The following is a 20016-nucleotide window of genomic DNA, read 5'->3' as shown; positions in this document are numbered from 1 at the left end:
GGAGGAGCGCCGCTGGCATGGGGGGCAGCGGGCGCGTTTCGCCTTCCAGCGACGCGACTTCGGCCGTCGGTACCGGCCGATCAGAGGAAGGCAGAACCGGACATGACCGAATCCGGAGAGGTGAACGTCGTCGCAGCGGCGTCCGCGGGGGTGCAGGACCTGGCGAGGGCGACCACGTCCGTGCTCGACCAGGCCGGGCCGGTCGGCGAGGTGGGAAAACCCGTCGTGCGCACCCTCACCAACGTGTGGGAGGGCTACTTCGGCTCGCCGATCCCGCCCGAGGGCACCAACTGGAACGCCTACACCCACGAGCAGCTGTACGCGATGGTGTGGGACAACGCCGACGTCGCCGACGTCACCGGTGTCGCCGACGAATGGGGCAGGCACAGCACCGAACTCGCCGGTCACGCCGAGGCGATGCAACGGCACCGCGCGGAGATGGGAACGCACTGGACCAGCGAGTCCGCCGACGCGGCCACCAGCAGGCTCGGGCAGATCGGTGACCGGACCTCAGGCGTGGGGGAGCGGGCGAGCACCGTGTCCCACGCCGCCCAGAACGCGGGCGACGCCCTCGCTTCCGCCCGGAACTCGATGCCGCCACCGCCCGGGGACGCGACCGGAACCGTGATGGGCACCGGCGTCGCCGGGGCGGGCGCGGGTGCCGTGGTCGGCGGTGTCATCGGTGCCGCTGCGGGAGGTGTCGGCGCGGTGCCCGGCGCCATGATCGGCGCGGCCGTCGGTGCCGCCGCGGCCGGCGGGACCAGCATGTTCCTCGCCTCCGCCAACGCCGCCGAGAAGAAGGCGGAGGCGGTGCACGTCATGTCGCAGTACGAGGCGGCGTTGCGCCGCAGCAGTGCCGCGATCGCTCCGGCCGAAGCGCAGGGCGCCGGCTGGGGGTCGGCGCCCGCGTCCACCTCGGCGGCGGGGTTCTCCGGTGCGGGTGGAGCGGCCACCGGTGGCGGGGTGCCGTGGGCGAAGTTGGTCGGCGGCGCCGATCCGCTGGGCGGAGCGGGCCGTGCCGGCGCGGGACTCGGACTGCTCGGTGCGAGGGGCATGTTCGGCGGCGCCTCCGGTGCCGGTGCGAACGGGATGGCGCCCGCGCGGGGAGCCGCCGGGGGTGACGACGACGAGCAGCAGGTGCACGAGAACAAGCTGCCCACCATCGACCAGGGACTTTTCGACGACGACCGGCCGGCCAGCGCGCCGGTCATCGGCTGAGACGGGAGCGGACCGTTGAGCGGATACCGAGTCACCACCGAGAACCTCGCCGCGCAGGTCGGAGAGCTGTCCAGGGTCGGGGAGCAGACCGAGCGGCTGGTGACCTCCGCGCGGCAGCTGGCCGAGCGGATGCCGATGCTGGGCACCGCGCCGCCCGCCCTGCACCTGGCGATGCGGCTGCGGCAGAGCGCAGGCGAGTCCGGGCTGAGCCACGAGATCACCGCAGCGCACACCGAGCTCGGCGACTTCCACAGCGCCCTGCACGAGACCGCCACCGGCTACGAGAACACCGACACCGCCGCCGCGGACGCGCTGCGCGGCACCGAGGGGACGGCGACATGACGACCGCGCTCACCCGTCCGCGCAGCGACGGAATCCACTTCGGACAGATCGAACTCGACCTGCTCGCCGCGCACGCCGGGGTGAGCTGGCCGTTCCCGCTGCGCATCCCGTCGTTCGGGCGCATCGCCGGCGAGCGGGAGGTGCTGTTCGCCGCGGCCGGGCACACGCTGCGGGCGCGCGGGCTCGCCGACGAGGACGGCCCGGCCGGAGCCGCGGCCGAACTCCTCGACGCGCTCCGGCAGCACCGGGGCACCGTCGACCTGGTGCTGATCGGGGAGTCCGGGACGACGGGTGTCCTGGCGATGGTCTACCGGTCCTCGGCGCTGATCTTCGAACAGCCGCTGGACGACGATCTCGCCACCACCGTGCGGATCCGCCGCGTCGCCGCGAACGCCCTGGTAGACGAGCTCTTCGCGCTCGTGCCGGAGCGGGAGCCGGCGAAGTCCATGCCGATCAACCTCCCGCAACGCGTGGTGGACGACGTCGCCGAGCTCAACCGGATCGACGATGACGGCACCAAGCGGCGGCGCTTCCGCGAACTCGTCCGGGACTGCGGCGGCGATCCGGGGGCGCTGGACCGGCTGGTGAGCGTGCTCCCGGATCTCACCGGCCGCGGCCAGCTCGGCGCGACCCGGCGCACCGGCCGCGGGCACCGGCGCCAGGGGCAGGAACTGTCCTGGTTGGACGGTCCGCACGGGCGGATCCGGGTGAGCCGGACCGACGGCGGCTGGGTGAGCATCAACCCGCTGCGACCAGCGGTCGTGCGCGCGGCGCTGGTGGACCTGGTCGCGATCGCCCGCGAACAGCGCTGACCTTCGAGAGGAATCACGGTGAACTCAGCACAGCAGTGGCTCGCGGACTACGACGCGACGCTGGCGCGCGCGGCGGCCGACGCGAAGGCCGCCGGTGCCGCGCTCGGGCAGGTCAGCGGCACGGCGTCCTCACCGCGCGGGGAGATCTCGGTGCAGGTCGGGCCCAGCGGTGCGCTGGTGGACATCCGCCTGACCCCGGCGGCCCGCGCGATGGAGGCCGAGAAGCTCGCCCAGCTCATCCTCGCGACCACGCAGCAGGCGCAGCGGATGGTGGGCACCCACGTCATGGAGATCATGACCGACTACCTCGGCGACGGCCCGGCCCTGGAATTCGTGCGGGACAACATGCCCGTCGACACCGGCGAGCCGGAGCCGCAGGACGACGACGACTTCTTCGACAACCCAAGGGTGATCGTCTGATGAGCACCGACTTCCACGTCGACCACGAGCAGATCCGCGCTCACGCCGGAACCGTGGCGGGCCTGTCCGACGGCCTGTCGGCCGCGGCCGGTGCCATGACCGGCGGTCCCGCGAGCAACGCGCTCGGCACGTTCATGGAGTTCGCGACCCTCGGGCTCGGCGACGCCATCTCCCGGGCCGCGCAGGCGGTGTCGTCCGCGTCCGGAGCTCTGGACAGCGTGAGCCGGGGCCTGGCGGGCAGCGCCGAGGACTACCAGCGGGCTGATGACGAGGGTGTCGCGGCGCTGCGCGGAGGGGATGCCCGATGAGCGTGGACCTGAGCCTTCCGCTGGGTTCGGCGGGAACCATGCGGTTCGTCGCCGACGTGCGCTCCACCAACGACGCGGTGCGCGGCGGCGGGTGGGACTCCGGCGACTACGGTTCGGCCGGCGAGCCCGCTGGGGGGACGAGCGACCCGCTGTCTGCGCTGGCCGGGTCCGGATTCGGTTTCCTGGCCGACCTGGTGCCGTTCCTGGGGGAGCCGTTGCAGCAGCTCGCGGGCGATCCGGGCGCGGTCGCCTCCAGCGCGCAGAGCCTGCGGGACACCGGGCGCGGCGTCGCTTCGATCTCCGACTCCTACGGTCAGGCGGCCGGCCCGGAGACCAGCGGCTGGTCGGGCGCCGCCGCCACCGAGTACCTCAAGACCGCGGCCGAGCTGGTGGGCGGCCTTCAGGGAATCGGCGAGGCCAGCACCGGGCTCGGCGAAGCGCTGGCCGGCATGGGCGACGCGGTCGCCAAGACCGCCCACGAGGTGACGATCCTGGTCAACGAGGCGGTCGGCCGGATCGTCGTCATCATGAACCAGGCCATCGCCGCCGCGCAGGCCACCTTCGGCGCGAGCATCGCGGCGGCGATCCCGCAGGTCGTGCAGATCGCGACCGAGTGCGGCGTCCGGATCTCGGGGCACATGGGCAACCTGCTCAACAGCGCGCAGGGCCTGCTGGGGCACGTCGACGAGGTCATGAAGGTCGTCGGGGCCATCGGCGGTGTCGTCTCGAAGATCGCCGACCAGGCGGAGCAGGTCACGGCCGGATCGACGGCCCCGTCCGGTTCCGCCGCCGCGGGTGCGGTTCCCACCGGCGGCGCCGGGTCCTCGAGCTCGCCCGGCCTGACCAGCGCGGCCTCGATGCCCGGTGGTGCGGGTGCGCCGCAGGTGACCCCGAGCCCGGGAGGTGCGGCGCAGGCCGGACCGGTTCCGGGGATTGCCGTTGCGGGCGGCGCGAATCCGGCCACCGCGGGGATCCCGCCCGGCGGTGCCGGCGGCTTCATGCCGCCGATCACCCCGCAGCGCAAGCAGCAGCAGGACTCCGACGCCGAGCGCACCTCGTCGCTGTCGGCGCGGCTGTCGGGCGAGCTCGACCTCCCGGAACGGGACGATTCCCGGTACGGCCCCCGGCAGCCCGACGGGCACCGGTGAGGGGCTGACGTCCACTGCGCGTGGCAGGGCCGGTCCGACACCTATTTCTGCTGGTACTGAGCCCTGTAGGCGCTGGGCTCCGCGGGCGGCTCGGGCTCGGACTCGTGGTGGCCGAGCTGGACCGAGCGGCGGATCTGGTCGCGGTTCTCGCGGACGACCTCGGTGAAGAAGCGGTCGGTGCGCTCGTCGTTGAGCACGTCGAGGATGACCCGGATCGTGGTGTCCACGATGGACTTGACGATCTCGTCGTGGAACGGGAGGTGCTTGATCCGGCCCACCTGCTGGTCGTTCTTGAGCTTCTCGGTGACGATCTCGCGCAGCACTTCGCGGTGCTCGCCCAGTGAACGCGCGATGTTCTCGGGGTAGTGGCCGGTTTCGACGACCTTCACGACCTCGTCGAGGACCGCGACGGTGATCGGCTTCTTGATGGCCAGCACGATCGGCCGGGAGAACCGCTCGATGAACCGTTGCGTGATGCGTTCGCCGAACGCGCGATCGGCGGTGCGGGCCAGGCGCATCAGCAGCACGACGACCCGCAGCAGCCGGAAACCGCGCAGCGCGGGGTGCGCGACCGGGATCATGCCGAGGATCTCGTACCAGCTCTGCAGCGGAAACCGCCGGTTCCACGAGTTCTCGCGCCATCGCCACAGGAACTCGGCGAAGAAGACACCGCAGATCGCCGTGTCGATGACGAACACCGCGTGCGCGGTCTCGTGCGTCGTGTCGAAGAACGTGGCGTAGCAGAGCAGCCCGAGCGAGAACACCGCGAGCACGAGCATGGCGATGTCCAGCGTGGAGGTCCGGCGAGACGCCGCGGTTGCGCTGGTCATGGTCGTGATTGTGTCTCACGTTCACGCCGGGACCGGAGCACCCGCGCCGGTCGGCCGGTCTCGGATCAGGCCCGCATCGGTTCCCGGCGGCCGGAACATCAGCGAGGTCGCGACCGCACCCCGACGATGTGCCGATCCTGACCAGCAGGAACGGCCGATCCAGCGGACCGGGCGACATGTCCGATCTGGACTGAGGCTCCTCGCACTTCCCGACGACCCGTTCGCGCCGCAGTTGATCGCGAAGAGGGGCCGTTCACCGGCATCTGCTGATCATTCCGGACGTTCGCGGCGCAGCTGCGGAAGCCGACGCGAACGGGGGTGAGTTGTAGTCGGGGGGCTTCGCGCTCACTCTGGTGAGGTGGACAGCGAGAGCTACGCCCGCTTCCTGCCGGATTCCTACCGGCGGCGTGCCTCCGAAGTGGAGCCGACGTCGACCTGGTGGCACTGGCGGGACGGTCGCGTGCACATCGCGCGGGTCGCGGCTCCGGAAGCGTCCGCGCGGGTGATGGTGATCCACGGCGCCGCCGGTCATTCGGGGGCGCTGTGGCCGGTGTGCTCGCCGATCGCGGGCATGGCCGACCTGCTGCTCGTCGACCTGCCGCCGTACGGCAACACCGTCGTGCCGCGTCCGCACCGGATCCGCTACGGCGACTGGGTGGAACTGCTGTGCGAGCTCGTCCTCGCCGAGCGGCGGCGCGACGACCGGCCGCTGGTGCTGTTCGGCGCGAGCATGGGCGGGATGCTGGCCTACGAGGTCGCCGCCCGCACCGGGCAGGTGTCGGCGGTGGTCGCGACCTGCCTGCTCGACCCGGCCGACGCCGAGGCCCGTCGTCGGGCCGCCCGCGGTCCGCTCGGTGCGATCCCGCCGGCCGGTCTCGCCGTGTTGGAACGGCTCGCCGGTGACGTCCGGGTGCCGATGCGGTGGCTCGCCGACGAGCGCAAGATCAGCCGCGATCCGCAGCTCGCCGCGCTGTGCGCGGCCGACCCGCGAGGCGGCGGCGCCAGGACCCCGATCGGCCTGCTCACCAGCTTCGTCCGCTACGGCCACACCCCGCCGGAGAACTTCGGCTCAGTGCCACTCGTCCTCGCCCACCCGGCGAACGACGACTGGACCCCGGCGGACCTCAGCCTCCGCTTCCTCAACCGGGTAGCAGGCCCGACCACGGTGGTCATGCTGGAGAACTGCGGCCACTACCCGACGGAAGAACCAGGCCTGACCCACCTGGCCGAAACCCTCTACACCCTCGTCGGCAACACCCTCGAAGAACGCACCGAGAGCTGACCCGACCAACTCCCAGCCGCCACATCACCCCACCAACCCCGGTCCCACCAGGGACGACCCGTCCAGACCGACCGGGGTGACCCGAATACCGCAGTAATCAGGTCGCCGAAAACTGCGGTAATCCGTCCTGTCCGGTCCCCGGGGTTGGTGGGGTGTGGGGGTGGGTTACTTGAGTTCGGCGCTTGATTTGCCGAGGAGGCGGCGGGCGACGATGAGCTGCTGGATCTGCTGGGTGCCCTCGAAGATGTCGAGGATCTTCGAGTCGCGGGCCCACTTCTCCAGCAGCGACTCCTCGGTGTAGCCGACGGTGCCGCAGAGCTCGACGCAGCGCAGGGTGATGTCGACGACCGAGCGGCCGGCCTTGGCCTTGGCCATCGACGCCTGCAGCGAGTTCGGCTTGCGGTTGTCGGCCATCCACGCGGCCTGCAGCGTCAGCAGGTACGCGGCCTCGTAGTCGGCCTCCAGCTGCAGGTACGCAGCGGCGGCGGCGTGCTGGGAGTTGGCCGGGCGGTCGTAGTCGACCGTCACGCCCGCCTCGGCGAGGACCTTCGCGGTCTCCTCCAGCGCGGCCCGCGCCACGCCGATGGCCATCGCGGCGACCAGAGGGCGGGTGTTGTCGAAGGTCTGCATGACCCCGGCGAACCCGGATTTGGTGTCGATCTCCGGGGAACCGAGCAGGTTCTCCTTCGGCACCCGGCAGTTGTCCAACCGGATGACGGCGGTGTCGGAGGCCTTGATGCCGAGCTTGTGCTCCAGGCGCTCCACCTTGATGCCCGGACGGGTCTTCTCCACCACGAACGACTTGATCGCCGCGCGTCCGAGGGACTTGTCCAGCGTCGCCCACACGACCACGGTGTCGGCGCGTCCACCGGCGGTGACGAAGATCTTCTCGCCGTTGAGGACGTACTCGTCGCCGTCGAGCTCGGCGGTGGTGGTGATGTTGGCCGAGTCCGAGCCGGTGTGCGGCTCGGTGATGGCCATCGCCGCCCACACCTGCGCGAAGCGCTTGGCCTGCTCCTCGTTGGCGACCGAGGCGATCGCCGCGTTGCCCAGGCCCTGGCGCGGCATGGCCAGCAGCATCGCCACGTCGCCCCAGCACATCTCGATGGTGCCCAGCACCAGGTTCAGGTTGGCGCCGTTGCGGTTGCCCTTGGCGCCGTCGTCGCCGCCCTTGCGCACGCCGGCCGCGCCCGCGCCGCCTTCGCCGGAGGAGTTCAGGCCGTCCAGCAGCGCGGCGAGGGTGTCGAGCTCCTTGGGGTATTCGTGCTCGGCGCGGTCGTACTTGCGCGAGATCGGGCGGAACACCTCGGAAGCGGCCTGGTACGCCTGGTTGACCAGCGCGGTCGCCTTCTTCGGGACCTCAAGATTGATCATGAGAATAGAGTCCTTCGCGTCTCGAAGGTCCTCAGACGAGGACCGCGCCTTCCATCACGCCGATAGCCCGCAGGTCGCGGTACCAGCGCTCCACGGGGTGTTCCTTGGTGTAGCCGTGGCCGCCGAGCAGCTGCACGCCCGCGTTGCCGATGAGCATTCCCTTGTCGGTGGCCAGCTTCCGGGCCAGGGCGGCTTCGCGGGCGAACGGCTTGCCCTGCTCGGCGCGCGCGGCGGCGCGCAGCGTGGTCAGCCGGATGCTCTCCAGCTCGATGCCGATGTCGGCGACGCTGAAGGCCACGGCCTGGCGGTGGCTGATCGGCTCGCCGAACGCGGTGCGCTCGTTGACGTAGGGGATGACGTAGTCGAGCACGGCCTTGCCGGTGCCCGCCGCGAGCGCGGCCCAGGCCAGCCGGGAGAGCCGGACGAGGTCGGTGAACACGTCGAGCTTGCCCTCGCCGAGCAGCGCGGTCACCGGGACGTCGACCTGGTCCAGGTGCAGCTTGCCGGTCGCCGCCGAGCGCAGGCCCATGGCAGGTTCGGCTTCGACGGACAGACCGGAGGTGGAGGACTCCACCAGGAACAGCGCGGGGCTTCCGTCGAGGTTCGCCGAGACGATGAACAGCTCGGCCTGCGCGGCGCGCGGGACCAGCGACTTCACACCGCTGAGCTGGTAGCCCTTCGGGGTGCGCTTGGCGGTGGTGCTCGGCTTGAGCGGGTCGCCGAGCGCGACGTGCTCCTGCAGCGCGAGCGCGGCGGCGGGCACGTTCTCACCGGCGAAGGCGGGCAGGTAGGTGGCCTGCTGGTCCTCGTCGCCCCACAGCGTGAGCGCGGTCGAGACGGCCGAGGGCGCGAGCACCGCGACGGCCAGGCCCATGTCGCCGTGCGCGAGGGCCTCGGCGACCAGCGCGTTGGTGACCGCGGAACGTTCGGTGCCGATGCCGCCGAGGGATTCCGGGATGCCGACCGCGCTGAGTCCCAGCTCGGCGGAGCGCTCCAGCAGGTCGGCCGGCGGGGTGAGCTTGGCGTCGGCGTCCACGGCGGCGGGCCGCAGCTGCTCGGCGGCGAACTCCCGGACCGTCTCGGCGATAAGCGACTGCTCTTCGTCGGGTTCGAGGTCGAAGAGGTCCTTGGCCGGGGCGGGGGTCAGGCGCACGGGCTCGTTGTGGCCCTGGACCTTCTTGAAGGACCTGGTCGCGGCGCCGGCGGCCCTGAAGCCGGTTCGGGTGCCCGTCTGCACCAGGGTCTCGAACTGCTTGCGCAGGCCGAACTTGTCGATGATCGGCGCGCTGGCGATCTTGGTCAGGGCGGCGAGGCCGAGGCCCATGGCGTCGCGCTTCCGAGCGCCGCCAGCCTGTCCCCGATGGGCGTTTGACACGGTGCGTCTCCAATCGGCCGGCGTCGGCCGGGCATTACCTACTGACGAGTAAAATAACGTGCCCTGGTGTCACCGCGCCAGAGAGGTCGATCACGGCTTGCTTGCTTTTGCGCGCGGTGGATGGTTGAAGAGCCCGTTTCCGGTGGCCGGTGAAGCGATTGGCTAGTATCACTGGCCGATTGTGTAGCGGGGGTCACATGTCGCTGGAGCAGCTGAACTGGGTGCTGCTCGCTGGTGCCTTGGTGCTGCTGGCGGGTGTCGTGGGCACCCGCGTCGCGCGCGGGGTGGGACTGCCCAGTCTGCTGCTGTTCCTCGCGCTGGGCGTGCTGCTGGGCGAGGACGGGCTCGGCATCGACTTCGACGACGCCGAACTGGCCCGCAACCTGGGCACGACGGCGCTGGCCGTGATCCTCGTCGAAGGCGGTCTGACCACGAAGTGGTCGGACGTGCGAAAACTCGTGGCGCCCGCCGGGATCCTCGCCACCGTCGGCATCGGTGTCAGCCTCCTCGTGACGGCCGCGGGGGCGCACTTCCTGCTGGGCTTCGACTGGCAGCTGGCGCTGCTGCTCGGCGCGATCGTGTCCTCGACGGACGCGGCGGCGGTGTTCTCGGTGCTGCGGGTGTTGCCGCTGCCCCGGCGCGTGGCGGGACTGCTGGAGGCCGAGTCGGGTTTCAACGACGCGCCCACGGTGATCCTGGTGCTGCTGTTCAGCGTGACCCCGCTGGTGTTCTCACCGGGACACGTCGTGGCGAGCCTGGGGTACCAGCTGGGCCTCGGGGTGCTGCTCGGGCTCGGCATCGGGTTCTTGGGCGCCGTGGTGCTGCCGCGCATCGCCCTGCCCGCGTCCGGGCTGTACCCGCTGGCGTCGTTCGGGCTCGGGTTCGTCGCCTTCGCCGCCTCCGGCGCCGTGCACGCCAGCGGTTTCATCGCCGCCTACCTGTGCGGGGTGGTGCTGGCCAACAGCGGGCTCCCGCACCGCTCGGCGACCCGGTCGTTCGCCGAAGGGCTCGCCTGGCTGGCCCAGATCGGGCTGTTCGTGCTGCTCGGCCTGCTGGTCACGCCGACCCGCCTGACCGTCGAGATCATCCCGGGGCTGGTCATCGGACTGGTGCTGCTGCTGCTCGCGCGACCGCTGGCGGTGGTGCTGTCGCTGGTCTGGTTCCGGGTGCCGTTGCGGGAGCAGGCGTTCCTGTCCTGGGCGGGGCTGCGCGGCGCGGTGCCGATCGTGCTCGCCACCTTCCCGGTCGTGCAGGGCGTCCCGAACAGCCAGCGGCTGCTGGACATCGTGTTCGTGCTGGTCATGGTGTTCACCGTCGTGCAGGGCCCGAGCCTGCGGCCGTTGGCCCGGTGGCTGCGCATCCTGCCGCGCGAGGCGACGCGGGAGGTCCAGGTCGAGGCGGCCCCGCTGGACGTCCTCGACGCGGAACTGCTGTCGATGTCGGTGCCACCGGACTCGGCCATGCACGCGGTCACGGTCCGCGAACTCCGGTTGCCGGAGCCCGGCGTCGTCACCCTGATCATCCGGGACCGGCGCACCTTCGTCCCCAGCCCGGAGACCGGCATCGAAACCGGCGACGAGCTGTTCATCGTCACCACGGTCGCCCAGCGCCAGGCCACCGAGAACCGGCTCCGCGCGGTCAGCCGCCGAGGCCGCCTCGCCCACTGGTTCGGCGAACGCGGCGACCCGGCCTGACGCTGTTCAGGTTGTTCATGAGCGGCGGAGCCGTTGTTCCAGGTGTGGGACTCAACTCGCACCGCCGCGGGTTCTGAGCGGCTTCGTGGCGAGTACGCCGCGACGCCGTGCATTGGACATACATCAGGAGTGGCGCACGGAGACCACGGAGGCGCTCAGGTTCCGCTACCCGCACCGACAAGCAAAGCAAGCAACTCCCAGAAGTTCTTAGCTCCGCCGCGCGACTTCGGCCGTGAGGACCTCGGACTCGTGGCGCGCTCGGATGCGGCCAAAGCTCCAGATCGTCAGCGCGTGGGACACGGCCAGCACCAGCAGCAGCACGCCGATCCGGCCGACCACGGTCTTGGGCTCGCCGCCCAGATCCATCGGCAGGATCGCGATGAGCGCCACCAGACCGAGCGTCGCCAGGTGGAACACGACGGTCACCAGCTGGTTCAGCGGCCCCGCGTTGTCCCCGAGCTCGCGGAGGTAGGCGGTCCCGCTGCGCCGCAGCAGGTGCCCGTCGACGGCGACCAGGAGGATCCCGGCGATCAGGAACGTCACCAACGATGTCATCGGACGTCTCCTTCCCTCACCCGCTGCGGTACCCGGTGATCGACCGCCGGGAAACCGAGATCAACCGAAAGCACCAACCGCGGTTCCGGTCTTCCCGGAACGAGCGGCCCCGTCTGCCGTATGTTCGGGACATGCCGGAGGAACGCGATTCGGGCGGTGCGACCCAGCGGCCGCTGCTGGTCTTGGGCAAGATCGCCGAGATACTCAACGCCTTCACGTTGAGCCGCCCCGAGCTGACCCTGCGGGAGATCCAGCAGATCACCGGGTTGCCGCAGTCCACGGTGCAGCGCCTGGTGACCAACCTCGTCGCGCACGGATTCCTGGACCGCGCGGAGGACCGGTTGCGCATCGGCGTCCGGATGGCTTACTGGGGAGCGGCGGCCGGCAAGGACCTGGACGTGCTGGGCGTGGTCAACCCGGTGCTCAAGGAGCTGCGCGACATCACCGGCGAGAGCGCGTGCTTCTTCCGCGCCGAGGGGACGCACCGGGTGTGCGTGGCGGTCGCCGAGACCCGCCACGCCCTGCGCCGGGAGATCTCGGTCGGCAGCATCGCGCCGATCACCGTCGGCTCGGCCGGCCGGGTCCTGCTCGCGTGGGGACCCGGATCGGCCGAGCGCGCGCTGGCGGAGGAGCTCCCGCAGCTGACCGAGAGCACCGTGACCGACCGGGACGAGCTCGCCAGGCTGATCAAGAAGACCGCGGCCGACGGCTACGCCATCACCGTCGGCGAGCGGGTCGACGGCGCTTCCGGCCTGGCCGCACCGGTTTTCGACGCGAACGCGGAGCTCCTGGGCGCGGTGATGGTGCACGGGCCGACGCTGCGGATGCCCTACGAGCAGTGCGAGGCGTGGATCGACGTGCTGATCGAGCACGCCGAGCGCATCACGCGCGCGCTGGGCGGCCGGCTCCCGCGCTGACCGCTCACCGGCAGGTCTCCTCCCTCCCCACCGCCCACGGGAACGCGGTGGCGCTGGACCGGGACCCCTGCGCGGCGCGGGAGCGGTTGGGCTCGCCGAGCTCCTCCAGCACTCCGCCGGACAGCGCGACCAGCCGGGCGAAGACCTCGGTGCTCAGCCAGTCCGGGCGCAGCGCGAACAGCAGGTCTTCGGTGGCGGCGTTGCCGCTGGCACCGGGTGCGAACGGGCAGCCTCCGAGACCGCCCAACGCCCCGTCGACCTCCGCCGCTCCGGCTTGCACGGCGGCCAGCGTGTTGGCCACGCCGAGCCCCCACGTGTCGTGCCCGTGGTAGACGATCCGGCGCTGCGGGGTGCGCTCGGCGACCTGCGTGATCAGGCTGCTGACCTGCGCGGGAACGGCCTGGCCCAGGGTGTCCGCCAGGACGACGTCGGCGGCGCCGTCGGCGCGCGGATCGGCGGCGATGTCCAGCACCCGCTGCTCGGGCACGTAGCCGTCGAAGGGGCAGGTGAGCGCGGTGGCGATGCACAGCTGGATCCGGCCGCCCGCCTCCCGGCTCAGCTCCACGGCGCGCGGCATCGCGGCCAGGCTGTCCTCGGTGGACCGCCCGATGTTGGCGCGGTTGTGCGCGTCCGAGGCCGACAGGCAGTACTGGAAGTTGACGGCCCCGGCGGCGGCGGCGCGCTCCACGTGGCGCGGCGTCGCCACCCACACCCAGCAGCGCGCCCGCTCCTCGGCGGTGAGCGCCTCGACGACCTCCAGCGTGTTGGCCATCGAGGGGACCAGGTCGGGGCGGGCCAGCGAACCGATCTCGACGCTCGGCACGCCCAGCGCCAGCAGCTCCCGGACGATCGAGACCTTGCGCTCGGTGGACAGCTGCTTGCCGGTCAGCTGCAGGCCGTCGCGCAGCGTCACGTCCCGCAGGGTGGCCTGCGGCTGGAATCCGTGCGTCATTTCCGCTCCTCGCCGGTGTTCTCGGGTGTCCTTCCCAGCAGCGAACCGAGCACCTCCGCGGTGTGCTCACCGAGCTCGGGGCCCGGCGTGCGCAGCGGCAGCGAGGTGCCGCCGATGACCGGCACGACACCGGGGAACCCGACGTCGACCGGCTCGTCGCCACCGGTGTCCACGCGCATGTCCTGGATCATGTCGCGCGCCCGGTACTGCTCGTCCTCGCAGATGTCGGCGGCGGTGTAGATCGGGCCCGCAGGCACGCCCGCGTCGTCCAGGACCGCCAGCACGTCGTCGCGGGAGCGGGCCGAGGTCCACTCGCCGATGGCCCGGTCCAGTTCGTCGCGGCGCTCCCAGCGTCCGGCGTTGCTCGCCAGGTCCGGGTCTTCTGCCAGGTCGGGACGTCCGATCGCCTGCATGTAGCGGCGGAAGATGGAATCGCCGTTGCCCGCGATGACCACGCTGCTGCCGTCACCGCACGGGTAGGCGTTGGTGGGCGCGATGCCCTCCATCCGGCCGCCGACGCGCTGCCGCCGCACGCCGTGAGCGAGGTGGTCGGGGACCAGCGACTCCATCATGGAGAAGACCGACTCGTGCAGGGCGATGTCGACCACCCGGTCCGACAGCGGAGTTCCGGTTCCGCGCCCCGACCTGCGCTCCAGCAGCGAGACGACGATCCCGAACGCCGCGTGGAGCCCGGCGATCGAGTCCCCGATGGACACCCCGACCCGCGAGGGCGGCCGGTCGGCTTCGCCGACGAGCTCCCGCATTCCGCCCATGGCCTCGGCGACCGCGGCGAAGCCGGGCCGCTGCGAGAGCGGCCCGGTCTGGCCGAATCCGGAGATGCGGGCCAGCACCACGTCGGGGTTGGCGGCTTCCAGCGCCTCCGGCCCCAGGCCCCACTTCTCCAGCGTGCCGGGGCGGAAGTTCTCCAGGACCACGTCGCAGTGCCGGACCAGGTCCAGCACCGTCGATCTGCCCTCGTCGCTGCGCAGGTCCAGGACCACGGACTTCTTGTTCCGGTTGATGGTGTGGAAGAACATCGACGTGGAGCCGCCGTGCAGCCGCCAGCCGCGCAGCTCGTCGCCGTTGCCCGGCCGCTCGACCTTGATCACTTCGGCTCCGAAGTCGGCCAACATCCGGCCGGCCGTCGGCGCGGCGATGTAGTTGCCCAGTTCGAGGACGCGCACGCCCTCCAGCGGGTACCGGGTGCTGTCGTTGCCCAATTGCTTCTCTCTTCGCGAAAGGTGTTCCTACAGAACGAGGCTGAGCGCCAGGACCGGGCCCATGGCCACCACCGAGGCGACGGACACGCCGACCGAGCACGTCTTGAGGGCACCCCGGGTGGTCTGGCCGAGCAGCGACTGCAACAACCAGAAGGTGTTGCTGGTCAGGTGGACCATGAACAGCGAACCGGCTCCCGCGGCGAGCGCGATGAGCACCGGGTTGACGCCCAGGACGGGAGCCAGCGGAGCGAGCAGACCGGCGGCGGTGATCGCCGAGATGGTCACCGAGCCGACCGCCACGTGCAGGACGGCGGCCATCAGCCAGACCACGAGCAGCGGGGCGAAGGTGTTGGCGGAGAAGAACTTGCCCAGGATGTCGCCGAGACCGGCCTGGTCGATGACTCCGGCGAGGCAGCCGCCGACGCCGTTGAGCAGCAGGATCTGGCCGCTGTCCCGCAATCCGCGGCTCAGCGAGGCGTCCAGCGCGGACTGGCCCAGGTGGCGGTGGCCGACCAGGCAGGTGCCGACCAGCCCGAGCAGCAGGGCGACGACCGGATCCGACAGCAGCGACAGCACGGGGTTGTGCAGGTCCACCGCGTCGGCGAGGGCACCGGCGGCGATGAGCAGCAGGGCGGCCAGCAGCGGGCCGAACGCCAGCAGCAGCGGCGCCTGCCTGCCGGTTTCCGGCGCGACCATCGCGCCGGGTCCTTCGCCGCGGACCGGCTCGTCCGGGGCGGTGGCGGGCAGCTCGTCGAGCTCGGGCTTCCACCAGCCGCGGGTGAGCACGAAGGTCATCAGCGAGATCGAGATCGCGACCGTCGGGATGATCACGACCAGCCCGTAGAGCAGGTAGGTGCCCAGCGGTACGTGCAGCAGTCCGGCGAGGGCCAGCGCGCCGACCCCGGGAACGGTGAACACGATGCCGCACTCCAGCGAGATGGCCAGCGCGGTGGCCATCCTCGCGGTGCCGTAGCGGCCGAGCTTCGGGGCGATCGCCCTGGCCAGCGGCGCTGAGATGATCAGCAGCACGTCCAGGAAGATGGACTGCAGGAAGGTCGCGATGGTCAGTCCCATCGCGTGCGGCAGCCGGTTGGGACCGAAGCTGCGCAGCAGCAGTTCCACCAGGCGGTCGATGGCCCGCAGATCGCGCAGCACGGCGCCGATCAGCACGCCGAAGGCGACCAGCAGGCCGATCTCGGCCATGATGTCGCCGAACCCGGTGGTGATCGCGTCGACCGTCTTCTCTACGCCGAGCCCGGTGGACAGCCCCAGGTAGCACGCGCCCAGGACCAGCGCGATCACCGGGTTGAGCTTGAACTTGACGATCAGCAGCACGATGGCCGCCACCGCCACGCCTGTGTTGATCAGGATTGCCGTGTCTGACATGTGGGTCCGTTCCGTTGTGCGCCGTTGCACTGCACTGCACTGGCGAGCAGCGGCTCACATTATGAACATTAACCCACGATGGGAGTCAACGGTTTCGGGTGAAGACGGTGACGGCCTCCAGCTCGCGGTCGGTCACTCCTTGGGCGGTGGCTGCAGCGGTCGCAACCGCAGCCAGAGGATGAACAGGGCGCCGACGACCAGCATCGACAACCCCGTCCACAGGTTGATGTTGATGCCCTGGGCCTTGTCGAGCTCGGCGGCGTCGGGGGAGATCCCGGCGGCGCTGATGAGCACGCCGTAGAGGAGGAACAGGCCGCCGATCACCGTTCGCACGTCGAACAGCTGCGAGGCAGTGCCGGACTTGCGCTCCAGGTCGTCGATCTCGGCTGCGTGGTGGGCGATCTCGGTTTCTTCGCGCGGGTTTTCGGCCATCGCGGGCTCCTAGAGGGTGAACGGGATGTAGCAGAGGGCGGACAGGATCAGCGCGCTCCAGCCGAGAACGGCCGGCTTGCGGTACCACGCGTCGTCACCGGCGGCCACCACTCCCTTGTCCCGGGCGGAGGCTCGGCTGTAGACCAGCCCTTCGAGCTCGGCGGCGGGCTTCGGCTTGGTCGCCAGCGCGATCGGGACGCTGACCAGCAGGTCGACCGCGAAGGCGATCATCGATGCCGTCATGTTCGCGTCCTGGTCGGAGCCCATCTCCACGATGCCGGCCTGGTAGGCGAAGTAGAACGCGATCGGTGCCGCGGTGCCCAGCAGCAGGCCCCAGAAACCGGCCTTGGCGGTCATCCGCTTCCAGAACAGGGCGAGGATGAACGTCGCGAACAGCGGGACGTTGAAGAAGGCGAACAACGTCTGCATGTAGTTCATGATGTTGCTGAACGACGCCGCCAGGAACGCCGTGCCCATGCCGATGACCACGCCGATCGCGGTGATCGCCCGGCCCACCTTCAGGTAGTGCGCGTCGGGCATGTGCGGCTTGATGTAGGCCCGCCAGATGTCGGTGGTGAACACCGTGTTGAAGCTCGACACGTTGGCCGCCATGCCCGCCATGAACGAGGCCATCAGGCCCGTGACCGCGAGGCCGAGCACGCCGTTGGGCAGCAGGTCGCGCATCAGGATCGGGATCGCGTCGTTGTAGTCGTAACCACCGGTCTTGCCGATCGTCGGCTCGATGATCAGCGCGATGATGCCCGGCAGAACCACGATCAGCGGGATGAAGATCTTCGGGAACGCCGCGATCAGCGGGGTGCGGCGCGCAGCCGAGAGGTTCTTGGCCGACAGGGATCGCTGCACCTCGGCGAAGTTCGTCGTCCAGTAGCCGAAGGAGATCGCGAAACCGAGGCCGAGGGTGATGGTCAGCCAGTTGGTGCCCAGCGGGTTGGTCTCGCCGAAACCGGTTCCGGCCCAGGTGGACAGGAACATGTCGCCCTGCTGCGCGGTGGCCTTCTCGATCAGCCCGTCGATGCCGCCTACCCGGACCAGGCCGAGCACGGTCAGCGGGATCAGCGCGGCGACGATCACGAAGAACTGCAGCACCTCGTTGTAGATCGCCGAGGACAGGCCGCCGATGACGATGTAGGCGAGCACGAAGATCCCGGCCAGCAGGATCGAGATCGGCAGCGGCCAGCCCAGCAGCGCCTTGAGCACGATCGCCAGCGCGTAGAGGTTCACCCCGGCGATCAGCACCGAGGCGACCGCGAAGATGACCGCGCTGAGCAGGTGCGACGAGCGGCTGAACCGCAGCAGCAGGAACTCGGGAACGCTGCGCACCTTCGAGTTGTAGTAGAAGGGCATCATCACCAGGCCGAGGAACACCATGGCCGGGATCGCGCCGATCCAGTACCAGTGCACCGTGTAGGCGCCGTACTGCGCGCCGTTGGCGGCCATGCCCAGGATCTCGGTGGCTCCGAGGTTGGCCGAGACGAACGCCAGGCCCGTGACCCACGCCGGCAGTGCACGGCCTGCCAGGAAGAAGTCAAGGCTGTTGCTGACGCTGCGGCGCGCGGCCAGTGCGATGCCGAGGACCACGGCGAAGTAGATGACCAGGATGAGCGTGTCCATCCAGTTCATCGACAACCTGAGGTCGTCCGCTGCCAGTGCCATGATTCCCATCTCCGTCGTTGTCGCGAACGATGTTCGACCAGTCGGACATCGTTCGGGACGGTACGGGAGTCGCGAACGTCCGGTCAATCATCCGTACGCAGTGCGGTTTGATGGTCCGATCGGACGTGAAGCCTTGTGGCGCCGAAACTTTCAAAATATCCACAGTGGAACCGGCGCGGGCGTCACGCCTCGGTGACGGCGGCCAGGAAGTCTTCGCGCGCAGGCGAATTCGTGTGCTGCGGCCACAGCGCGTGCAGCGGCACGAACGTGGGCGGGAGCAGTTCGAGCACTCGGACGGTGCCGCCGGCGGCCGGTCCCGCCGCCGCGGTGACCAGCGCGAGATCGTCGGTGCCCTGCACCGCGGTGACCGGAGGTGTGCCCTGGATGGGATTGCGCCGGATGTCCGGTTCGAAACCGGCCTGGCGGCAGCACTCGATCAGCAGGTCGGTGTAGCCGGAGCGACCTGGCAGCCCCCACACCACGATCGTCTCGTCGGCGAGCTCCCCGAGCTCGACCGAATCGCGCCTCGCGAGCCGGTGACCGGCGGCCACCGCGACCCGGAGCCGGTGGTGCGCCAGCGTCGTGGCGACCAGCCCGCGGTCGGGCGTCATGCCTCGGCACAGCCCGAGGTCGAGCTCCCCGGCGACCAGCCCCTCGGTGAGTTCGCCCGGATAGCGCTGGTTGACCTGCGTGGACAGCTCGGGCTGGACCTCGTGCACCCGGTGCAGCAGCGCGGTGACCTCGTCCCCGGTGACCGCGGGCGTGTGGCCGATCCGCAGCACGTCGGTCTCGCCGCGGCCGATCCGCCGGGCGCGCAGCAGCGCCGACCGGGCGGCGCCGTGCAGCAGCCTCGCGTCGGCGATCAGCGCTTCACCGGCGGGCAGGACCGTCAGCTTCGAACCGCCGCGGTCGAGCAGTTCCACGCCGACCTCGCGCTCCAGCGCGCGGATGGAGGTGGACAGCGCTTGCTGGGACAGGTGCAGCCGACGCGCCGCCCGCGTGAAACCGCCCTCTTCCGCGACCGCGATGAGGTGACCGAGCTTGTGCAGGTCGAGCGTCATCAGGATCGGACCGCCGAGCGGGTCCCGGGAATCGGGTTGCAGCGCACGTGTTGACCGTATCCCCAGGTCGGTGACGCGCGCAGGCCCTTGACCCGACGAGCCGGCGTGGGTGCCCCCTCCGCGCCCACGCCGGCTCCCGCTCGTCGGTCAGCGAGTGGTGTAGCCACCGTTGGGGAACAGCGTCTGCCCGGTGAACCACCAGCCCTCGGTGGCCAGGTGCCGGATGATCGGAACGATGTCCTCGATCTTGGTCAGCTGGCCGCCGAGCGCCTGGGACTTGTGGAACTCGACGCGTTCCGGCGTCTCCTGCGGGTAGAAGAACGGGGTGTCCATCGGACCCGGCGCGACCACGTTCACCGAGATCCCGCGATCGGCGAACTCCTTGGCGGCGGCCCGGGTGAAGTGCTCCAGCGGGGCCTTGCCGCCCGCGTAGGTGGAGTAGCCGTCGGTGAACGCGGCCAGCAGCGAGGTGCCCAAGCTGATGATCTTGCCGCCGTCGTTGAGACGTCGTCCTGCCTCCTGGATGAAGAAGTAGCCGGCCTTCGCGTTGACCGCGAACATCCGGTCGAACTCCTCCTCCGAGGTCTCCAGGATCGGCTTGCGCAGCACCATCCCCGTCGTGTTCACCGCGATGTCGAGACCGCCGAAGGTGTCCACCGCCGTGTCGAAGAGCCGTCGCACGTCGGCGACCGCGGTCAGGTCGGCCTGCACGGCGACGGCCTGGCTACCGGCTTCCTGCACCGCTCGCACGGTCTTCTCCGCGTCGGGCGCTGAGGACTCGCTGTGGTAGTGCACGACGATCTTCGCGCCGTCCTCCGCGAGCGTCCGCGACAGCAGGCCGCCGAGGTTCTTCGCGCCTCCGCCGACCAGCACGACCGCGTCCCGCACACCGTTCGAAACCATCGTCCCTCCTCGTCATCGACTCCCGATCCCGACGCTAGGTCCGGGATCGGCCGGAGGGGAAACACGAACAACTGGTGAGCCCACAAAGGACTTGGGTAGTCGCAGGTCATCGC

Annotated in this window: 20 protein-coding genes; 9 read left to right on the top strand and 11 right to left on the bottom strand. The window is 70.6% G+C overall.

Features of this window, described 5'->3' with window-relative positions; all coding sequences use genetic code 11:
* The first annotated feature begins 102 nt into the window (after positions 1-102).
* The 6 genes from AB0J91_RS14870 to AB0J91_RS14845 are packed head-to-tail and all read left to right on the top strand — an operon-like array spanning position 103 to position 4248.
* Positions 103-1218 carry a hypothetical protein gene (locus AB0J91_RS14870; protein ID WP_363868438.1) on the top strand — a complete coding sequence of 372 codons (1116 nt, stop codon included), beginning with the start codon at positions 103-105 and terminating at the stop codon, positions 1216-1218.
* Between the two features lie 15 nt (positions 1219-1233).
* Positions 1234-1560: a hypothetical protein gene (locus AB0J91_RS14865; protein WP_363789641.1), complete on the top strand. Its 327-nt coding sequence runs from the start codon at positions 1234-1236 to the stop codon at positions 1558-1560.
* Positions 1557-2372, top strand: coding sequence for an ESX secretion-associated protein EspG (locus AB0J91_RS14860; RefSeq protein WP_363868435.1), 816 nt, complete (start codon positions 1557-1559; stop codon positions 2370-2372). Before AB0J91_RS14865 ends, AB0J91_RS14860 begins: the two co-directional genes overlap by 4 nt.
* Before the next feature lie 18 nt (positions 2373-2390).
* Positions 2391-2792, top strand: a complete 402-nt coding sequence (locus tag AB0J91_RS14855) for a YbaB/EbfC family nucleoid-associated protein (RefSeq protein ID WP_363868432.1) — start codon at positions 2391-2393, stop codon at positions 2790-2792.
* Positions 2792-3100 (top strand): type VII secretion target, encoded by a 309-nt coding sequence (locus AB0J91_RS14850; RefSeq protein ID WP_363868429.1) that lies wholly within the window; start codon positions 2792-2794, stop codon positions 3098-3100. Before AB0J91_RS14855 ends, AB0J91_RS14850 begins: the two co-directional genes overlap by 1 nt.
* A complete protein-coding gene (locus tag AB0J91_RS14845; protein ID WP_363868427.1) occupies positions 3097-4248 on the top strand; it encodes a WXG100 family type VII secretion target in 1152 nt (383 codons plus the stop codon). Before AB0J91_RS14850 ends, AB0J91_RS14845 begins: the two co-directional genes overlap by 4 nt.
* Before the next feature lie 41 nt (positions 4249-4289).
* Here the strand turns inward: AB0J91_RS14845 and AB0J91_RS14840 are convergent, their stop codons facing one another.
* Positions 4290-5078 carry an ion transporter gene (locus AB0J91_RS14840; RefSeq protein ID WP_363868424.1) on the bottom strand — a complete coding sequence of 263 codons (789 nt, stop codon included), beginning with the start codon at positions 5076-5078 and terminating at the stop codon, positions 4290-4292.
* Positions 5079-5436: 358 nt separating this feature from the next.
* On the opposite strand from AB0J91_RS14840, the gene AB0J91_RS14835 reads away from it, so the two are divergent.
* Positions 5437-6360 (top strand): alpha/beta hydrolase, encoded by a 924-nt coding sequence (locus AB0J91_RS14835; protein ID WP_363868422.1) that lies wholly within the window; start codon positions 5437-5439, stop codon positions 6358-6360.
* 165 nt (positions 6361-6525) lie between these two features.
* Here AB0J91_RS14835 and AB0J91_RS14830 read toward each other — a convergent pair whose 3' ends face one another.
* Both AB0J91_RS14830 and AB0J91_RS14825 read right to left on the bottom strand, forming a co-directional pair.
* Entirely contained in the window at positions 6526-7734 is a 1209-nt protein-coding gene (locus AB0J91_RS14830) for an acyl-CoA dehydrogenase family protein (protein WP_363868419.1), read from the bottom strand.
* A gap of 31 nt (positions 7735-7765) precedes the next feature.
* Positions 7766-9058, bottom strand: a complete 1293-nt coding sequence (locus tag AB0J91_RS14825; RefSeq protein ID WP_363868487.1) for an acyl-CoA dehydrogenase family protein — start codon at positions 9056-9058, stop codon at positions 7766-7768.
* Positions 9059-9306: 248 nt separating this feature from the next.
* On the opposite strand from AB0J91_RS14825, the gene AB0J91_RS14820 reads away from it, so the two are divergent.
* Positions 9307-10803, top strand: coding sequence for a potassium/proton antiporter (locus tag AB0J91_RS14820; RefSeq protein ID WP_363868416.1), 1497 nt, complete (start codon positions 9307-9309; stop codon positions 10801-10803).
* A 207-nt stretch (positions 10804-11010) separates the two neighbouring features.
* On the opposite strand, the gene AB0J91_RS14815 is transcribed toward AB0J91_RS14820, so the two are convergent.
* A complete protein-coding gene (locus AB0J91_RS14815) occupies positions 11011-11358 on the bottom strand; it encodes a hypothetical protein (protein WP_363789650.1) in 348 nt (115 codons plus the stop codon).
* A 131-nt stretch (positions 11359-11489) separates the two neighbouring features.
* Here AB0J91_RS14815 and AB0J91_RS14810 point away from each other — a divergent pair, with 131 nt between their 5' ends.
* Complete coding sequence (locus AB0J91_RS14810; protein WP_363868414.1) at positions 11490-12275, top strand: IclR family transcriptional regulator; 786 nt, start codon at positions 11490-11492, stop codon at positions 12273-12275.
* Positions 12276-12279: 4 nt separating this feature from the next.
* Here AB0J91_RS14810 and AB0J91_RS14805 read toward each other — a convergent pair whose 3' ends face one another.
* The 7 genes from AB0J91_RS14805 to AB0J91_RS14775 all read right to left on the bottom strand — a co-directional run bounded on the left by AB0J91_RS14805 (position 12280) and on the right by AB0J91_RS14775 (position 19903).
* Complete coding sequence (locus AB0J91_RS14805) at positions 12280-13227, bottom strand: hydroxymethylglutaryl-CoA lyase (protein ID WP_363868411.1); 948 nt, start codon at positions 13225-13227, stop codon at positions 12280-12282.
* A complete protein-coding gene (locus AB0J91_RS14800; protein ID WP_363868408.1) occupies positions 13224-14447 on the bottom strand; it encodes a CaiB/BaiF CoA-transferase family protein in 1224 nt (407 codons plus the stop codon). The genes AB0J91_RS14805 and AB0J91_RS14800 overlap by 4 nt, the downstream gene beginning before the upstream one ends.
* A 27-nt stretch (positions 14448-14474) precedes the next feature.
* Complete coding sequence (locus tag AB0J91_RS14795) at positions 14475-15833, bottom strand: SLC13 family permease (RefSeq protein WP_363868405.1); 1359 nt, start codon at positions 15831-15833, stop codon at positions 14475-14477.
* A gap of 132 nt (positions 15834-15965) precedes the next feature.
* Entirely contained in the window at positions 15966-16265 is a 300-nt protein-coding gene (locus AB0J91_RS14790) for a hypothetical protein (protein WP_363868402.1), read from the bottom strand.
* A 9-nt stretch (positions 16266-16274) separates the two neighbouring features.
* A complete protein-coding gene (locus AB0J91_RS14785) occupies positions 16275-17939 on the bottom strand; it encodes a sodium:solute symporter family protein (protein WP_363868399.1) in 1665 nt (554 codons plus the stop codon).
* A 182-nt stretch (positions 17940-18121) separates the two neighbouring features.
* Positions 18122-19000 (bottom strand): LysR substrate-binding domain-containing protein, encoded by an 879-nt coding sequence (locus AB0J91_RS14780; RefSeq protein WP_363868396.1) that lies wholly within the window; start codon positions 18998-19000, stop codon positions 18122-18124.
* A 147-nt stretch (positions 19001-19147) separates the two neighbouring features.
* Positions 19148-19903, bottom strand: coding sequence for an SDR family oxidoreductase (locus AB0J91_RS14775; RefSeq protein ID WP_210971936.1), 756 nt, complete (start codon positions 19901-19903; stop codon positions 19148-19150).
* Between the last annotated feature and the right edge of the window lie 113 nt (positions 19904-20016).

It is taken from the genome of Saccharopolyspora sp. NPDC049357, assembly GCF_040677225.1.
Lineage (GTDB): Bacteria > Actinomycetota > Actinomycetes > Mycobacteriales > Pseudonocardiaceae > Saccharopolyspora.
Note: the sequence above shows the minus strand (reverse complement) of the source record. Positions and strands in the feature narration are given on the sequence as shown.

Bases quoted from the DNA above. Each gene is read 5' to 3' on its own strand.
- AB0J91_RS14845 (WP_363868427.1), top strand. From the start codon at position 3,097: ATGAGCGTGGACCTGAGCCTTCCGCTGGGTTCGGCGGGAACCATGCGG.
- AB0J91_RS14795 (WP_363868405.1), bottom strand. From the start codon at position 15,833: ATGTCAGACACGGCAATCCTGATCAACACAGGCGTGGCGGTGGCGGCC.
- AB0J91_RS14820 (WP_363868416.1), top strand. From the start codon at position 9,307: ATGTCGCTGGAGCAGCTGAACTGGGTGCTGCTCGCTGGTGCCTTGGTG.
- AB0J91_RS14840 (WP_363868424.1), bottom strand. From the start codon at position 5,078: ATGACCAGCGCAACCGCGGCGTCTCGCCGGACCTCCACGCTGGACATC.
- AB0J91_RS14815 (WP_363789650.1), bottom strand. From the start codon at position 11,358: ATGACATCGTTGGTGACGTTCCTGATCGCCGGGATCCTCCTGGTCGCC.
- AB0J91_RS14790 (WP_363868402.1), bottom strand. From the start codon at position 16,265: ATGGCCGAAAACCCGCGCGAAGAAACCGAGATCGCCCACCACGCAGCC.
- AB0J91_RS14860 (WP_363868435.1), top strand. From the start codon at position 1,557: ATGACGACCGCGCTCACCCGTCCGCGCAGCGACGGAATCCACTTCGGA.
- AB0J91_RS14810 (WP_363868414.1), top strand. From the start codon at position 11,490: ATGCCGGAGGAACGCGATTCGGGCGGTGCGACCCAGCGGCCGCTGCTG.
- AB0J91_RS14805 (WP_363868411.1), bottom strand. From the start codon at position 13,227: ATGACGCACGGATTCCAGCCGCAGGCCACCCTGCGGGACGTGACGCTG.
- AB0J91_RS14780 (WP_363868396.1), bottom strand. From the start codon at position 19,000: ATGACGCTCGACCTGCACAAGCTCGGTCACCTCATCGCGGTCGCGGAA.
- AB0J91_RS14825 (WP_363868487.1), bottom strand. From the start codon at position 9,058: ATGGGCCTCGGCCTCGCCGCCCTGACCAAGATCGCCAGCGCGCCGATC.
- AB0J91_RS14785 (WP_363868399.1), bottom strand. From the start codon at position 17,939: ATGGCACTGGCAGCGGACGACCTCAGGTTGTCGATGAACTGGATGGAC.
- AB0J91_RS14830 (WP_363868419.1), bottom strand. From the start codon at position 7,734: ATGATCAATCTTGAGGTCCCGAAGAAGGCGACCGCGCTGGTCAACCAG.
- AB0J91_RS14870 (WP_363868438.1), top strand. From the start codon at position 103: ATGACCGAATCCGGAGAGGTGAACGTCGTCGCAGCGGCGTCCGCGGGG.
- AB0J91_RS14850 (WP_363868429.1), top strand. From the start codon at position 2,792: ATGAGCACCGACTTCCACGTCGACCACGAGCAGATCCGCGCTCACGCC.
- AB0J91_RS14775 (WP_210971936.1), bottom strand. From the start codon at position 19,903: ATGGTTTCGAACGGTGTGCGGGACGCGGTCGTGCTGGTCGGCGGAGGC.